The sequence below is a fragment of the Streptomyces sp. NPDC107500 genome, from assembly GCF_055582785.1.
On record NZ_JBVJPF010000008.1, the window covers coordinates 50,266 to 65,131 of the forward strand.

At 71.2% G+C, this 14,866-nt stretch carries 13 protein-coding genes; 6 read left to right on the forward strand and 7 right to left on the reverse strand.

All coding sequences use genetic code 11. The features are described 5' to 3' along the window. Positions 1 to 28 precede the first annotated feature (28 nt). A complete protein-coding gene (gene purE / locus ACZ67M_RS29480) occupies positions 29 to 553 on the reverse strand; it encodes a 5-(carboxyamino)imidazole ribonucleotide mutase (protein WP_361357981.1) in 525 nt (174 codons plus the stop codon). Beyond that, entirely contained in the window at positions 550 to 1,689 is a 1,140-nt protein-coding gene (locus tag ACZ67M_RS29485) for a 5-(carboxyamino)imidazole ribonucleotide synthase (RefSeq protein ID WP_161329109.1), read from the reverse strand. The genes purE and ACZ67M_RS29485 overlap by 4 nt, the downstream gene beginning before the upstream one ends. A gap of 166 nt (positions 1,690 to 1,855) precedes the next feature. Between ACZ67M_RS29485 and ACZ67M_RS29490 the strand changes: the two genes are divergently transcribed. Then, complete coding sequence (locus ACZ67M_RS29490) at positions 1,856 to 2,428, forward strand: GtrA family protein (RefSeq protein WP_392017531.1); 573 nt, start codon at positions 1,856 to 1,858, stop codon at positions 2,426 to 2,428. Between the two features lie 7 nt (positions 2,429 to 2,435). Here the strand turns inward: ACZ67M_RS29490 and draK are convergent, their stop codons facing one another. Both draK and ACZ67M_RS29500 read right to left on the reverse strand, forming a co-directional pair. Continuing rightward, positions 2,436 to 3,710, reverse strand: a complete 1,275-nt coding sequence (draK, locus tag ACZ67M_RS29495; protein ID WP_361357972.1) for a two-component system sensor histidine kinase DraK — start codon at positions 3,708 to 3,710, stop codon at positions 2,436 to 2,438. 32 nt (positions 3,711 to 3,742) lie between these two features. Beyond that, entirely contained in the window at positions 3,743 to 4,420 is a 678-nt protein-coding gene (locus ACZ67M_RS29500; protein ID WP_052842140.1) for a response regulator transcription factor, read from the reverse strand. 530 nt (positions 4,421 to 4,950) lie between these two features. Here ACZ67M_RS29500 and ACZ67M_RS29505 point away from each other — a divergent pair. The 4 genes from ACZ67M_RS29505 to ACZ67M_RS29520 all read left to right on the forward strand — a co-directional run bounded on the left by ACZ67M_RS29505 (position 4,951) and on the right by ACZ67M_RS29520 (position 11,259). Next, positions 4,951 to 6,447, forward strand: a complete 1,497-nt coding sequence (locus tag ACZ67M_RS29505; protein ID WP_361357969.1) for an MFS transporter — start codon at positions 4,951 to 4,953, stop codon at positions 6,445 to 6,447. Between the two features lie 250 nt (positions 6,448 to 6,697). After that, complete coding sequence (locus ACZ67M_RS29510) at positions 6,698 to 8,164, forward strand: aldehyde dehydrogenase family protein (RefSeq protein ID WP_361357966.1); 1,467 nt, start codon at positions 6,698 to 6,700, stop codon at positions 8,162 to 8,164. A gap of 27 nt (positions 8,165 to 8,191) precedes the next feature. Beyond that, on the forward strand, positions 8,192 to 9,760 hold the full coding sequence (locus ACZ67M_RS29515) for a GMC family oxidoreductase (RefSeq protein WP_361357964.1): 1,569 nt from the start codon (positions 8,192 to 8,194) through the stop codon (positions 9,758 to 9,760). Next, entirely contained in the window at positions 9,757 to 11,259 is a 1,503-nt protein-coding gene (locus tag ACZ67M_RS29520; RefSeq protein ID WP_469853611.1) for an APC family permease, read from the forward strand. Before ACZ67M_RS29515 ends, ACZ67M_RS29520 begins: the two co-directional genes overlap by 4 nt. Here the strand turns inward: ACZ67M_RS29520 and ACZ67M_RS29525 are convergent. After that, entirely contained in the window at positions 11,256 to 11,882 is a 627-nt protein-coding gene (locus ACZ67M_RS29525) for an ATP-binding protein (RefSeq protein ID WP_361357959.1), read from the reverse strand. The two genes, ACZ67M_RS29520 and ACZ67M_RS29525, sit on opposite strands and share 4 nt — an antisense overlap. Positions 11,883 to 12,076: 194 nt before the next feature. Next, a complete protein-coding gene (locus tag ACZ67M_RS29530; RefSeq protein WP_122617044.1) occupies positions 12,077 to 12,454 on the reverse strand; it encodes an STAS domain-containing protein in 378 nt (125 codons plus the stop codon). Between the two features lie 240 nt (positions 12,455 to 12,694). Between ACZ67M_RS29530 and ACZ67M_RS29535 the strand changes: the two genes are divergently transcribed. Continuing rightward, a complete protein-coding gene (locus tag ACZ67M_RS29535) occupies positions 12,695 to 13,621 on the forward strand; it encodes an RNA polymerase sigma factor SigF (RefSeq protein WP_163015898.1) in 927 nt (308 codons plus the stop codon). Positions 13,622 to 13,688: 67 nt separating this feature from the next. Here the strand turns inward: ACZ67M_RS29535 and hutI are convergent, their stop codons facing one another. Continuing rightward, positions 13,689 to 14,864: an imidazolonepropionase gene (hutI, locus tag ACZ67M_RS29540; RefSeq protein ID WP_469853612.1), complete on the reverse strand. Its 1,176-nt coding sequence runs from the start codon at positions 14,862 to 14,864 to the stop codon at positions 13,689 to 13,691. Positions 14,865 to 14,866 lie beyond the last annotated feature (2 nt).

A 14,866-nucleotide genomic window follows, 5' to 3' on the forward strand; every position in this document is an offset into this window, starting at 1 on the left:
CCGCGTCCCTTCGGTCACTGTCCGTCCGTCACTTTCCGAATCCGAAGCCGGCCGCGGCGCCCTCGACCTTGCTGCGCAGCCGCTTGCCCTTCTCGGTGGCCTGGTCGTTCAGCTCCTGCTGGAACTCGCGCATGCGGCCCTGCAGTTCCTCGTCGTGCGCGGCGAGGATGCGGGCGGCCAGCAGACCGGCGTTGCGGGCGCCGCCCACGGAGACGGTGGCGACGGGGACGCCGGCCGGCATCTGCACGATGGACAGGAGGCTGTCCATGCCGTCCAGGTACTTCAGCGGCACCGGGACGCCGATGACCGGCAGCGGGGTGACGGAGGCGAGCATGCCCGGCAGGTGGGCGGCGCCCCCGGCTCCGGCGACGATCGCCTTGAGTCCGCGGCCGGCGGCCTGCTCGCCGTACGCGATCATCTCGTGCGGCATGCGGTGCGCCGAGACGACGTCGACCTCGTAGGCGATCTCGAACTCGTCGAGGGCCTTCGCGGCGGCCTCCATGACGGGCCAGTCGGAGTCCGACCCCATGACGATGCCGACAACTGGGCTCATTCGGTGATCGTCCCTCTCAGGTAGCCGGCAGCGTGACGGGCGCGCTCCAGCACGTCGTCGAGGTCGTCGCCGTAGGTGTTCACGTGGCCGACCTTGCGGCCGGGCTTCACGTCCTTGCCGTACATGTGGATCTTCAGCTGGGGGTCGCGGGCCATGCAGTGCAGGTACGCGGAGTACATGTCCGGGTAGTCGCCGCCGAGGACGTTGACCATCACGGTCCACTTCGCGCGCGGGCGCGGGTCGCCGAGGGGGAGGTCGAGGACGGCGCGGACGTGGTTGGCGAACTGCGAGGTGATCGCGCCGTCCATCGTCCAGTGCCCGGAGTTGTGCGGGCGCATCGCCAGTTCGTTGACGAGGACGCGGCCGTCGCGGGTCTGGAACAGCTCGACGGCGAGGTGGCCGACGACGCCGAGTTCCTTGGCGATGCTGAGCGCCATCTCCTCGGCGTGCAGGGCCAGGTCCTCGTCGAGGTCGGGGGCGGGCGCGATCACGGTGTCGCAGACGCCCTTGACCTGCTGGGACTCGACGACCGGGTAGGCCACCGCCTGGCCGTGCGGGGAGCGGACCACGTTGGCGGCCAGCTCGCGGACGAAGTCGACCTTCTCCTCCGCCAGCACCGGCACACCGGCGCGGAAGGGGTCGGCGGCCTCCTCGACGGAGTCCACGACCCACACGCCCTTGCCGTCGTACCCGCCCCGGACCGTCTTGAGGACGACGGGGAATCCGTCGCCCTCCGCCGCGAAGGCGGCCACGTCGTCCGGATCGCTCACGATCCGGTGCCGCGGGCAGGGCACGCCGATCGCGTCGAGCCTCGCGCGCATCACGCCCTTGTCCTGGGCGTGCACGAGCGCGTCGGGGCCCGGACGGACGGGGATGCCGTCCGCCTCCAGGGCCCTGAGGTGCTCGGTCGGCACGTGCTCGTGATCGAAGGTGATCACGTCACAGCCGCGCGCGAACTCGCGCAGCGTGTCCAGATCGCGATAGTCGCCGATGACGACTTCGTTCACGACCTGCGCCGCAGAGTCCTGAGGTGTGTCACTGAGAAGCTTGAACCTGATGCCCAACGGGATGCCCGCCTCGTGTGTCATACGAGCGAGCTGGCCACCGCCGACCATGCCGACTACGGGGAACGTCACACCCCTAGCGTATCGGCCGCGCGGAGCCCACCTGTTTACCGGCCGTTTCCCGCCCCTCCGGCCGCCCGTTCCGGACCCCCGCCGGGCTCTCGGCAGGAAGATCGCGCGTCCGGGTGGTTAGCATGAACAGATTGACGCCAACCGAAGGACGGGGGCCTGCACGACCATGGAACGTGGTTCCTCGGGTGCTCACATGGCTCCCCCCGCTCCTCCCGTGCCCCGCGGCCCGCTGCGGGAGCGGATCGACCGGCTGGTGCGCGAGGTCGTGAAGTTCGGCGCGGTGGGCGGCGCGGGAGTGCTGGTCAACCTCCTCGTCTTCAACTTCGTGCGGCACGTGACCGACCTCCAGGTGGTGCGGGCCAGCATCGTGGCGACGATCGTCGCGATCGTCTTCAACTACGTGGGCTTCCGCTACTTCACCTACCGCGACCGCGACAAGGGCCACCGGACGCGTGAGATGTCGCTGTTCCTGCTGTTCAGCGCGGTCGGGCTGGTGATCGAGAACGGTGTGCTCTTCACGGCGACGTACGGTTTCGGCTGGGACAGCCCGCTGCAGAGCAACATCTTCAAGTTCCTCGGCATCGGGCTCGGCACGCTCTTCCGCTTCTGGTCGTACCGCACCTGGGTCTTCCGCACGCTGCCCGCCCGTCCGCCGGTGACCCGCTCGGACACCTTCCGGGGGCCCGGGCGCCCGGCTCCGGTGCCCACCTCCGACGGCACCCCCGCGGCCCACCGCTGAGCGCCCGCTAGCGCACCGTGGAGCCCGCGTCCCCGGACGACTTCTTCGGGGGCGGGGTGCGGGACAGGAACAGCCCGAAGACCGGGGGGCGGCCCTGGAGCAGTTCCAGGCGGCCGCCGTCCGCCTCGGCCAGGTCGCGGGCGACGGCGAGACCGATGCCCGTCGAGTTCCGGCCGCTGATCGCGCGCTCGAAGATCCGCGCCCCCAGGTCGCCCGGCACGCCGGGGCCCTCGTCGGTGACCTCCACGACCGCCTGGTTGCCGGTCACCCGGGTCCGCAGGGCCACCGTGCCGCCGCCGTGCATCAGGGAGTTCTCGATCAGCGCGGCCAGCACCTGCGCCACGGCGCCCGGCGTGCCCACGGCCGTCAGGTGCCGCTTGCCGGAGCTGACGATCGCCCGGCCCTCGCTGCGGTAGGCGGGACGCCACTCGGCGATCTGCTGCTGGATGACGTCGTCCAGCTCGAAGGTGACGGCGGAGCCGCTGCGCGGGTCGCGCGAGTTGGTCAGCAGCCGGTCCACGACGTCCGTCAGCCGCTCCACCTGCGACAGCGCGATCGTCGCCTCCTCCTTCACCGTCTCCGGCTCGTCGGTGAGGGTGATCTCCTCCAGCCGCATGGACAGCGCGGTCAGCGGCGTACGCAGCTGGTGGGAGGCGTCGGCGGCCAGGCGGCGCTCGGCGGTGAGCATCCGGGCGATGCGCTCGGCGGAGGAGTCCAGCACGTCCGCGACCCGGTCCAGCTCGGGGACGCCGTACCGCTTGTGCCGCGGGCGCGGATCGCCGGAGCCGAGGCGCTCGGCGGTCTCGGCGAGGTCGGTGAGCGGGGAGGCGAGGCGGTTGGCCTGCCGGATCGCCAGCAGGACGGCGGCGACCACCGCGAGCAGCGCCACCAGGCCGATGATCAGCAGGGTGCGGCCGACCTCCCGGGTCACCGAGGAACTGGGCTCCTCGACCAGGACGGTCTCGCCCTCCTCACCGGTGGCCGTGCCCCGCAGCACCTCACCCGTCGGCTTGCTGCCGACCTCGATGACCGGTTCGCCGGGGATGCGGATCACGGCGTACCGCGCGTCCCGGATCTGCTCCCGCAGGAACCGCGCGTCGACGGAGCCGGTGCCGATCAGCCGGCTGTCCACGATGCTGGCCAGCCGCACGGCCTCGAGGTCGACCCGTTCCTGCGCGGTGCTGCTGATCGTCCGGGTCTCCACGATCACGAGGGAGACGCCGAAGACGGCGATCACGACGAGCACCACGGCGAGCGTGGACTGGATCAGTCGGCGGCGCATGTCCTCTTACCCGGGCAGGCCCCTGCGGGGGCTCAGTTCTTCTCGAAACGGAAACCCACACCGCGCACGGTGGCGATGTAACGGGGGTTCGCCGCGTCGTCGCCCAGCTTCTTGCGCAGCCAGGAGATGTGCATGTCCAGGGTCTTGGTCGACGACCACCAGGTGGTGTCCCAGACCTCGCGCATCAGCTGGTCGCGGGTGACGACCCGGCCGGCGTCGCGCACCAGCACCCGCAGCAGGTCGAACTCCTTGGCGGTGAGCTGGAGCTCCTCCTCGCCCATCCAGGCCCGGTGCGACTCGACGTCGATCCGCACGCCGTGCGTGGCGGGCGGCTGCGGGGGCTCGACGGCGCCGCGCCGCAGCAGGGCCCGGACCCGGGCGAGCAGCTCGGCCAGGCGGAAGGGCTTGGTGACGTAGTCGTCGGCGCCCGCGTCCAGGCCGACGACGGTGTCCACCTCGTCGGCACGCGCGGTCAGGATCAGGATCGGTACCGCGTGGCCCTCGGAGCGCAGCCGCCGGGCGACCTCGAGACCGTCCATGCCCGGCAGGCCGAGGTCCAGCACGACCAGGTCGACGCCGCCCTGGAGCCCGGCGTCGAGTGCGGTGGGTCCGTCCTCACGCACCTCGACCTCGTACCCTTCCCGGCGCAGGGCGCGGGCCAGCGGCTCCGAGATGGACGCGTCGTCCTCGGCGAGCAGTACACGGGTCATGAGCTGATGGTAGACCGCTCGGAGCAACGGCCGGGGCATGATCGCCGCCCGGAACTCTTACCCAGGGACAAGCCGGACACCCCGGTGCCGAGCGGGTCCACGCACCCCCGGCTCGGCCCTGCGGCTGTGGGATGCCATCCTGGAATGGACCTTCGAATGATCGTTCGCGGTTCCGGAATCACCTGTGATCCGTGTCTCAAGTCCTTCCATACCGGGCGGTGTCCTGCCGTATGGTGAATCAGCGCCTGTAGCACCCAGGGGACCTTTGGCGACAGTTCGACGCTGAAGGTCTCTTTTGTGTGCGGGCCGGCCCCAGGGGCCGGCCTCGAAAGGAATGACCTGTGGCCGGGCCTCGAAGCGTGCGGTGACGCGCGGGGAGGCGTGGATCCCGGTGGCCGCCGTCCACCGCTCCGTGATCCGGAGCGGAATCCCTCAGGCGTGGGGTGGGCGAGTGAAGGCCGCCGGTGCCGGCCGCCCCCCACCGGGCGCGCATCGCCTCATGAGCGCGTCCCGACCAGCAAGGATCGACCATGGCGTCCAGCCTGACGAAGGACTCGGTCACACCGGGCACCCCCGGCTCCGAGAAGACCTTCTTCGGCCACCCCCGCGGACTGGCCACACTCTTCATGACCGAGATGTGGGAGCGTTTCTCCTACTACGGCATGAGGGCTCTGCTCCCGCTGTACCTCGTCGCCCCGGGTGGCCTCGGCCTCAACGCCGGCACCGCGACCGCGATCTACTCGGTGTACCTCTCGCTGGTGTACCTGCTGACCATGCCCGGCGGCTGGTTCGGCGACCGCGTCTGGGGACCCCGCAAGACCGTCGCCATCGCCGGCGGCGTGATCATGCTCGGCCACCTCACCCTGGCGCTGCCGTCCTCCGGCACCTTCTACGCGGGCCTCGGCCTGGTCGCCATAGGCTCGGGTCTGCTGAAGGCCAACATCTCCACGATGGTCGGCCAGCTCTACGACGGCCCCGACGACCCGCGCCGCGACGGTGGCTTCACCGTCTTCTACATGGGCATCAACCTCGGTGCCTTCGCGGCGCCGCTGGTCATCGGCACCATCGGTGAGAACGTCAACTGGCACCTGGGCTTCGCGCTCGCCGCGCTCGGCATGGGCCTGGGCGTGATCCAGTTCCTGCTCGGCAGCCGCCACCTCGCCCCCCACTCCAGCGTGGTCCCCAAGCCGCTGTCCGTCGAGGAGAAGACCTCGACGCTGCGCAAGGCCGCGTTCTGGGCCGCGCTCGCCGTGGTGTTCTACGCGATCGTCGGCTTCTCCGGCGCCTACACCCTGAACTGGATCCTGGTCCCGCTGACCCTGCTCGGCGTGATCATCCCGGTGCTCGTCCTGACCCGCATCAAGCGCGACAAGTCCCTGGACCGCGCCGAGCAGTCCAAGATGTCGGCGTACATCTGGTTCTTCGTCGCCGCGGCCGTGTTCTGGATGATCTACGACCAGGGCGGCTCGACGCTGTCGCTGTTCGCCGACTCCTCGGCCGAGAACAGCGTCCTCGGCTGGGACTTCCCGGTCTCCTGGTACCAGTCGGTCAACCCGGTCATCATCATGGCCCTGGCCCCGGTCTTCGCCATGCTGTGGCTGGCGCTCGCCCGCCGCGGCAAGGAGCCGAGCACCATCGTGAAGTTCTCGTTCGGCCTGGTCCTGGTCGGCGCGTCCTTCTTCCTCTTCCTGGCCCCGCTGGCCATCGCGGACGGCGGCCACAAGGCGGCCGCCCTGTGGCTGGTGGCGATCTACTTCGTCCAGACCTGCGGTGAGCTGCTGCTCTCCCCGGTCGGCCTGTCGGTCACCACGAAGATGGCGCCCGTGAAGTACGCCTCGCAGATGATGGGCGTCTGGTTCCTGGCCGTCACCGCCGGTGACGCCACGACCGGCCTGCTCTCCATCGCGGGCGTCGACCTGAACAAGACGGGCATCGTCGCCGCGGAGGCGACCCTCGCGGTCGTCGCCGGTGTGGCGATCTGGATGTACCGCAAGCGCGTCAAGGAGCTCATGGGCGACGTGCGCTGAGGCTCGCCCGCCCAAGCACTCCTCGCAAGGGTCACCGCGTCCCGGGTGGACGCGGTGGCCCTTCCGGCTTTCCGGATGCCGCCCCGGCCCTCTCCCTCTAGCCCAACCAGGTCTGATCCCCGCCCGCCCCTCCCTCCCCCGGTGCGTCCACGTGGCCGATGCGAGCCCTACGGACGATGTTGGTGGGCGGCGTGTGCCGCGCCGGTGAGGCGGTGCGGCGCCGGACGGGTACGAGAGCGAGGGAGCCGCGATGTCGGAACTGTTCGTCGACGGGGAGTGGACCGGCGCCGTGGGCGGGGGGCGGCGGGACGTGGTCAACCCGTTCGACGCGTCCGTCGTGCAGCAGGTCGACGAGGCGGACGAGGCCGACGTCGACCTCGCCGTACGGGCCGCCCGGCGGGCCTTCGACCGGGGCGACTGGTCGTCGGCGCCCACCCGCGAACGGGCCGACGTGCTGCTCAGGGTGGCGCGGTTCCTGCTGCGCGACCAGGAGGAGATCGCCCACGTCGAGTCGCTGGACACCGGCAAGACCCTCAAAGAGGCGCGGATCGACGTGGAGGACGTCTCCAACGCGTTCCGCTACTTCGCCGAGATCGCCGACAAGGACGGCGGCCGGATCGTGGACGTGGGCCCCGACGTGCTCAGCCGGGTCGTCTACCAGCCCATCGGGGTCTGCGCGCTGATCGCGCCGTGGAACTACCCGATGCTCCAGGCGTCCTGGAAGGTCGCCCCGGCCCTGGCCGCGGGCAACACCTTCGTCCTCAAGCCCAGCGAGACGACCCCGCTGTCCACCATCCACATGGTCCGCCTGATCGCCGAGGCGGGGGCCCCGCCCGGCGTCGCCAACCTGGTGCTCGGCCCCGGCTCCACCGTGGGCGCGGCGATGTCCGCCCACGAGGACGTGGACCTGGTCTCCTTCACCGGCGGCCTGGCCACCGGGCGCCGGATCATGGAGGCGTGCGCGCCGGGCGTGAAGAACCTCGCGCTGGAGCTGGGCGGCAAGAACCCCAACCTGGTCTTCGCCGACTGCGACTTCGACGCCGCCCTCGACTACGCGCTCGACGCCGCGTTCCTGCACTCGGGGCAGGTCTGCTCGGCCGGGTCCCGGCTGATCGTGCAGGACGAGCTGCACGACCGGTTCGTGGAGCGGCTGGCCGCCCGCGCGCGGACCATCCGGCTGGGCAGCGGCCTCGACCCGGCGACCGAGAGCGGGCCGCTCAGTTCGGCGGAGCACCGCGCGAAGGTGGAGAGCTACCTGGAGATCGCCCGCGACGACGGCGCCCGCCTGGTCTGCGGCGGCACCCGGCCGGACGACCCGGAACTCTCCCGCGGCTTCTTCCTGCTGCCCACGATCTACGCCGACTGCGACCGCTCCATGCGCATCGTGCAGGAGGAGGTCTTCGGGCCCGTCGTCACGGTGGAACGCTTCCGCACCGAGGACGAGGCCGTGGAACTCGCCAACGACACGCGGTACGGGCTGGCCGGCGGTGTCTGGACGAGCGACGCGTCCCGCGCCCAGCGGGTCGCCGGACGGCTGCGGCACGGCACCGTCTGGATCAACGACTTCCACCCCTACCTGCCCCAGGCGGAGTGGGGCGGCTTCGGCCGCTCCGGGATCGGCCGCGAGCTGGGACCCACCGGGCTGCGCGAGTACCAGGAGGCCAAGCACATCTACCAGAACCTGCGGCCGGGCCCGTCCGGCTGGTTCAAGGGCTGACCGGGACAGGGCGAGAGAGGGCGACGCATGGACGACGAGACGACGACCTACGACTACGTGATCATCGGCGGCGGCACGGCGGGCTCGGTGCTGGCCGCGCGACTGAGCGAGGACCCGGCCTGCCGGGTGTGCGTGGTGGAGGGAGGTCCCAGCGACGTCGGCGACGAGCGCATCCTGCGGCTGCGCAACTGGATCAACCTGCTCGGCTCCGAGTTCGACTACGGCTACACCACCGTGGAACAGCCGCGCGGCAACTCGCACATCCTGCACTCCCGCGCCCGCGTGCTCGGCGGCTGCTCCTCGCACAACACGCTGATCAGCTTCCTGCCGTTCCCCGAGGACCTCGACGAGTGGGCGGCCCGCGGCTGCGACGGCTGGGGGCCCGAGACGATCCTGCCGTACCGGCAGCGGTTGCAGAACACGATCGTTCCCGTCGGCGCCGCCGACCGCAATCCGATCGCCCAGGACTTCGTCACCGCCGCCGCCGCACGGCTCGGTGTCCCGGTCGTGGAGGACTTCAACGCCCGCCCGTTCACCGACGGCACCGGCTTCTTCTCCCTGGCGTACGACCCGGAGACCAACATCCGCTCCTCGGCCTCGGTCGCCTATCTGCACCCCGTCCTGGACCGGCCCAACCTGACGCTGCGTCTGGAGACCTGGGCGTACCGGCTGCTGCCCGACGGCGAGGGCCGCTTCACCCGCGTCCAGGTCCGCAACCCCGACGGCTCCCTGTCGACCCTGGAGGCCGAGGCAGAGGTCCTGCTGTGCGCCGGGGCCATCGACACGCCGCGGCTGCTCATGCTCTCCGGCATCGGCCCCGCCGACCACCTGCGCGACCTGGGCATCGAGGTCCGCGCGGACCTGCCCGGGGTGGGCGAGAACCTGCTGGACCACCCCGAGTCGGTGATCGTGTGGGAGACCGGCGGACCGCTGCCGCCCAACTCGGCGATGGACTCCGACGCCGGCCTCTTCGTACGCCGCGACCCGGCGGGCGGCCCCCGCCCGGACCTGATGTTCCACTTCTACCAGGTGCCGTTCACGGTCAACACCGAGCGGCTGGGCTACCCGGTCCCGCAGCACGGCGTCTGCATGACGCCGAACGTGCCGCGCGCCCGCTCCGTCGGCCGCATGTGGCTGACCAGCGCCGACCCGGAGGTCAAACCGGCGCTGGACTTCCGCTACTTCACCGACCCGGACGGACACGACGAGCGCACCATCGTCGACGGTCTGCGGATCGCCCGCGAGGTGGCGGCCACCGCACCGCTCAGCGACTGGCTGCTGCGCGAGGTGGCCCCCGGCCCGGACGTGACGTCGGACGCGGACCTGTCCGAGTACGGACGCCGCGCCGCGCACACCGTGTACCACCCGGCGGGGACCTGCCGGATGGGCGCCGACGACGATCCGCTCGCGGTGCTCGATCCGCAGCTCAGGCTGCGCGGGCACGACGGGCTGCGGATCGTGGACGCGTCCGTCTTCCCCACGATGCCGTCGATCAACCCGATGGTCACGGTGCTGCTGGCCGCGGAGCGCGCGGCGGACCTCATCACCGCCCGGCCCGCCCCGCGTCCGCTGACGACGGAAGGACAGGAGCGGTGACCCGGCCGGCGACGCCGGGCGGCGCCGCGGAATCCGGCCCCGAGGAGGGCGAGTCGGAGTTCCGCAAGGAGATGGGCCCGTGGGCGAACTTCGCCCTCGGCTTCACGTATCTGTCCCCGGTCGTGAGCACGTACACCCTGTTCGGCACGGCCCTCGCCGACGGCGGCCCACCGATGATCTGGGCGTTCGTGCTGGCGGGCTGCGGTCAGTTCCTCGTCGCCCTGATCTTCGGCGAGGTCGTCGCGCAGTACCCGATCGCGGGCGGCGTCTACCCGTGGGCGCGGCGGCTGTGGGGCAAGCGCTGGGCGTGGATGACCGGGTGGGTGTACCTCTGGGCGCTGCTCGTCACGATCACCTCGGTCGCCTACGGTGCCGGGCCCTACATCGCCATCCTGCTCGGCTACGACGCCACCGTGCACACCACGGTGCTGTGCACGATCGCCCTGATCGTCATCGCCGTGCTCATCAACTACGCGGGCACCAAGGCCCTGTCGTGGGCCGCGCTGATCGGCTTCAGCGCGGAGCTGATCGGCGCGCTCGCCGTCGGCGTCATCCTGCTCACCACGCACCGCTTCCACGGGCTCGGCGTCCTCTTCGACGACTACGGCGCCGCCGGCGACGGCTCCTACCTGCCCGTCTTCCTGGGCGCGGCGATCATCGGCTTCTACCAGTACTACGGTTTCGAGGCGTGCGGGGACGTCGCCGAGGAGGTGGCGCATCCCGGCAAGGTCATCCCCAAGGCGATGCGGCGCACCATCTACGTGGGCGGGGCGGCGGCGACGTTCACCTGTCTGACGCTGCTGCTGGCGGTCGTGGACTACCGGGCGGTGATCTCGGGCGAGGACTCCGACCCGGTGGTCCGGGTGCTGTTCGACGCCCTCGGGGAGGTCGGCGCGCGGCTGGTGATGGCCGTGGTCCTGATCTCCTTCCTGTCCTGCACGATCAGCCTTCAGGCGGCGGCGGGGCGGCTGATCTACTCGTACGCCCGGGACGAGATGATCATCGGCCACAAGCTGCTGCGGAAGTTCTCACCGAAGCGCGCGGTGCCCGAGTACGCGCTGCTGCTCGCAGCCGTCATCCCGGCCCTGATCGCGGTGGGTTCGCTGATCTCCGAGGACGCCCTCACCAAGATCGTCTCGTTCGCGATCCTCGGCATCTACGCGGCGTTCCAGATGGTCGTCCTCGCCGCGCTGCGGGCCCGGCTCAAGGGCTGGCGGCCGGGCGGCGAGTTCCGGCTGGGCCGCTGGGGGATGCTGGTGAACGTCGGGGCGCTGGCCTACGGTCTCTTCGCCATCATCAACATCTCCTGGCCGCGCACGCCGGACGTCCCCTGGCACGACAACTGGATCGTGCTGCTCAGCGGCGGCATCGTGCTGGCGGTGGGTCTCCTGTACATGTTCACGACCCACCACTACGGCCGCAGCGACGCACCGGCGGGAGTCGCGATCCCGGACCGGGGCACGGCGAACGCCGGCGGGGGAAGGACGAACCCGGACTAGGCCGGTGCGCCCAGTTCCGCCCACACCCGCTTGCCGGCCACTCCCGGTGTCCGTACGACGCCCCAGTCCAGGCACAGCCGCTGCACGATGAACATGCCGTGTCCGCCGGGGCGTCCGGCCCGGTGCGGTGTGCGCGGCGCCGGCTGGCCGGTACCGCGGTCGGAGACCTCCAGCCGGATCACCTTCTTCTCACAGGTGATCCGCAGCTCGTCCGGTCCCTCGGCGTGCAGACAGGCGTTGGTGACCAGCTCGGACACCACGAGCAGGACGTCCTCGGCGGCGGCCCGCTGGTCCGCGGTGGCGGAGGGCAGCCAGCCCCACGCGTACAGCGCCTCGCGGGTGAAGTCACGGGCGAGCGGGACGACCCCGCTGGCGTCCTCGAAGTTCAGCAGGCGGACCTGCCGCCCGCCCTCCGAGACGGGGCCGGGCGGGGCCGGAGCCGCGGCCCCGGAAGCTGCCGGGGCCACGGCCGCGGGCACGGGAGCGCCCATCACGGCGGCCTGCCCGGCGGGCACGCCCCCCTCGGACTCCCCGGTCCCGGGCACGCCCCTCTCGGGCGCCCCGGAAGCGCCGCCGGACTCCGGACCGCGGTCGCCCGGCGAATAGGGCCGGGTGGTGCTCATCAGCGCTTCACCTCACCGATCCACCAGTTCACATTTCAAGTCTTGGACAGGAACGTCGTACAGCCGACTCAGGGTCTCTCCTGCCCGACCGGGCCGTCCGAACACCCCCGCAATCGGCACGAAACACGGGACGAGGCGAAAACGCCCGTCCCGTGAGGCGCACGAAACCCGCCGACGGCCGGACAAGAACCGGCTCAGCCGGACTCGTCGGCCAGGGCGGCCGCAAGCGTGTCGTGCAGGGTGAAGACCGCTTCGGCCCCCGTGATCTCGAAGACCCGGGCCACCACCGGCTGCATGGCCACCAGATGCACACCGCCCCCCGCGGCCTCCGCCTTCAGCCGCGCGCCGAGCAGGACGTTGAGTCCCGTGGAGTCGCAGAACTCCAGGCGCGAGCAGTCGACGACAAGGCGATTGAATCCCTTGGCGAGGCACTCCTCCAGCGGCTCACGCAACAGCTCGGCGGTGTGGTGATCCAACTCACCCGCCGGGGTCACGACGGCGCTGGGGCCCTCTTCCCGTACCTCGACCAGAAGCCGGCCCGACTGGGCACTGCCGACCGTCCCGCGGTCCATGCCGTTTCTCTCTCCCGAGGTCATGTCTGCTTGCTGACGACCTCGAACACTACGCCTTCCCCACGCACTCCGACACCCGAACAACCGCACACAAACGGACATAAGCGTACAGAACACACTTGCGATCGCCTCGGTAAACCCGGTAGGCCTAGGTGGACACGTAAAACGACACGGCCGGCTTTGGAGGCGCCGCACACCGCAGTGCACGTCATTGGCTTCGGCAGCCGTATGCCGAGAACGATGGAGGACACCATGTCACCCCGGCTCGACGGATCGCGTACCCAAGAAGCGACGTCGACACTCCCTCCGGAACATCTGGATCCCATCGAGCACCCCGACGCCGTCGTCGACCACGACGGCGCACTCGCCGGGCTTCCGGACATCCCCGCGTACGACGAGGTCGCTCCGGCGGACGCCAGGGCCCTGTCCAAGACCCTCTTCGGGCGACTGGAGTCGCTGGAGGAAGGCACCCACGAGTACGCGTACGTACGCAACACGCTCGTCGAGCTGAACCTGGCCCTGGTCAAGTTCGCCGCCTCCCGCTTCCGCTCGCGCAGCGAGCCGATGGAGGACATCATCCAGGTCGGCACGATCGGCCTGATCAAGGCGATCGACCGCTTCGAGCTGTCGCGCGGTGTGGAGTTCCCCACGTTCGCGATGCCGACGATCATCGGCGAGATCAAGCGCTTCTTCCGCGACACCTCGTGGTCCGTGCGCGTCCCGCGCCGCCTCCAGGAGCTGCGGCTCGACCTCGCCAAGGCGGGCGACGAGCTGGCCCAGCGGCTCGACCGCGCCCCCACCGTGACCGAGCTGGCCGAGCACCTCGGCCTGACCCGGGACGAGGTCGTCGAGGGCATGGCGGCGTCGAACGCCTACACCGCCTCCTCGCTGGACGCCCAGCCGGAGGAGGACGACGCCGAGGGCGCGCTCGCCGACCGGATCGGCTACGAGGACCACGGGCTCGAGGGCATCGAGTACGTCGAGTCGCTGAAGCCGCTGATCGCCGAGCTGCCCGCCCGGGACCGGAAGATCCTCTCCCTCCGCTTCGTCGCGGGCATGACCCAGTCGGAGATCGGCGAGGAGCTGGGCATCTCCCAGATGCACGTGTCGCGGCTGCTGTCGCGCACGCTCGTGAAGCTGCGCAAGGGGCTCACGGTCGAGGAGTGATCCTCACCGGATGACGCTTGCCCTCCAGGGGGGTGGTCCGAGGCCGGGCCGCCCCCCTTCGGGCTGCTCAGACCACGCGTACGCCGCGCCGCCAGACCCCGCTGACCAGCGGCACGCCCGGCCGGTAGGCGAGGTGCACGTGGCTCGGGGCGTCGAGGAGCGTCAGGTCGGCGTACGCGCCCGGCGTGAGGCGGCCGACGTCGTCCCGGCGCAGGGCCGCGGCGCCGCCCGCGGTGGCCGACCAGACCGCCTCGTCCGGCGTCATCCCCATGTCCCGCACCGCGAGCGCGACGCAGAACGGCACGGAGGACGTGAAGGACGATCCCGGGTTGCAGTCGGTGGACAGCGCGACCGTCACCCCGGCGTCGAGCAGGCGCCTGGCGTCCGGCCACTCGGCGCGGGTGGAGAACTCGGCGCCCGGCAGCAGCGTGGCGACCGTCCCGCCGCCCGCCAGCGCGTCCACGTCGGCGTCGGTGAGGTGGGTGCAGTGGTCGGCGCTGGCGGCGTCGAGTTCGACCGCGAGCTGGACGCCCGGGCCGTAGGAGAGCTGGTTGGCGTGGACGCGGGGGTGCAGGCCCCTGGCCCTGCCCGCGGTGAGGATCGCGCGGGCCTGGTCGCCGTCGAAGGCGCCCTTCTCGCAGAACACGTCGATCCAGCGGGCGTGCGGCGCGCAGGCGTCGAGCATCTCGCCGGTGACCAGGGCGACGTAGGCGGCGGGGTCGTCGGCGAGTTCGGGGGCCACGATGTGCGCGCCGAGGAAGGTGACCTCGTCGGTGTGGCGGGCGGCGACGCGCAGGGCGCGGGACTCGTCGGCGGTGGTCAGGCCGTAGCCGGACTTGGTCTCGAAGGTCGTCGTGCCCTGGCGCAGGGCCTCCGCGAGGTAGCGGGTGAGGCCCGCCTCCAGTTCCGCGTCGCTGGCGGCGCGGGTGGCGGCGACGGTGGTGCGGATGCCGCCGGCGCTGTAGGGGCGGCCGGACATGCGGGCGTTGAACTCCTCGGTGCGGTCGCCGCCGAAGAGGAGGTGCGAGTGCGAGTCGACGAAGCCGGGCAGGACCGCCCGGCCGCCGGCGTCGACCCGGTTGTCAGTGGCGGGTGCTTTGCTTGATTCACCGGTCCACGCGACGCGGTCGCCGTCGATGACGACGGCCGCGTCCCGGACCAGTCCGAGCGGGGAGTTGTCACCGAGGGAGGGGTCGTTGGTGACGAGTGCGGCGATGTTGGTGATGACGGTGCTGGTACTCATGG

Excerpts from the sequence above, each read along its gene's own strand:
- ACZ67M_RS29535 (WP_163015898.1), top strand. The coding sequence starts at position 12,695 with ATGGAGGACACCATGTCACCCCGGCTCGACGGATCGCGTACCCAAGAA.
- ACZ67M_RS29510 (WP_361357966.1), top strand. The coding sequence starts at position 6,698 with ATGTCGGAACTGTTCGTCGACGGGGAGTGGACCGGCGCCGTGGGCGGG.
- ACZ67M_RS29515 (WP_361357964.1), top strand. The coding sequence starts at position 8,192 with ATGGACGACGAGACGACGACCTACGACTACGTGATCATCGGCGGCGGC.
- ACZ67M_RS29525 (WP_361357959.1), bottom strand. The coding sequence starts at position 11,882 with ATGAGCACCACCCGGCCCTATTCGCCGGGCGACCGCGGTCCGGAGTCC.
- draK (WP_361357972.1), bottom strand. The coding sequence starts at position 3,710 with ATGCGCCGCCGACTGATCCAGTCCACGCTCGCCGTGGTGCTCGTCGTG.
- ACZ67M_RS29530 (WP_122617044.1), bottom strand. The coding sequence starts at position 12,454 with ATGGACCGCGGGACGGTCGGCAGTGCCCAGTCGGGCCGGCTTCTGGTC.
- hutI (WP_469853612.1), bottom strand. The coding sequence starts at position 14,864 with ATGAGTACCAGCACCGTCATCACCAACATCGCCGCACTCGTCACCAAC.
- ACZ67M_RS29500 (WP_052842140.1), bottom strand. The coding sequence starts at position 4,420 with ATGACCCGTGTACTGCTCGCCGAGGACGACGCGTCCATCTCGGAGCCG.
- ACZ67M_RS29490 (WP_392017531.1), top strand. The coding sequence starts at position 1,856 with ATGGAACGTGGTTCCTCGGGTGCTCACATGGCTCCCCCCGCTCCTCCC.
- ACZ67M_RS29505 (WP_361357969.1), top strand. The coding sequence starts at position 4,951 with ATGGCGTCCAGCCTGACGAAGGACTCGGTCACACCGGGCACCCCCGGC.
- purE (WP_361357981.1), bottom strand. The coding sequence starts at position 553 with ATGAGCCCAGTTGTCGGCATCGTCATGGGGTCGGACTCCGACTGGCCC.